1 protein-coding gene is annotated in these 219 nt (G+C 60.7%); it reads left to right on the top strand.

Translation table 11 applies throughout. The features are described from left to right. Positions 1–219, top strand: a 219-nt coding sequence (locus ACW9IB_RS29585; RefSeq protein ID WP_457416881.1) for an Lrp/AsnC family transcriptional regulator, incomplete at both ends; no start/stop codon positions are given.

The following is a 219-nucleotide window of genomic DNA, read 5'->3' as shown; positions in this document are numbered from 1 at the left end:
CGACTGATCGCGCGCCGATTACTGCCCTTCATCACAATGCCCGCGCATCGATTCGCGCACTGAGCCGCCAGGTAGGACTGTCCGCGCCAGGCTGCAGCGAACGCCTCAAGCGCTTGGAGGTCGCGGGAGTCATCAGCGGGTTCAGCGTAGAGTTAGACGCCCAGGCACTGGGCTTTGCATTGCAAGCACTGGTAAGGGTTAAACCCTTGACGGGAAACT

The sequence above is a fragment of the Pseudomonas sp. SDO524_S393 genome, assembly GCF_054071875.1.
This window is presented reverse-complemented; position numbering and strand designations above follow the sequence as displayed.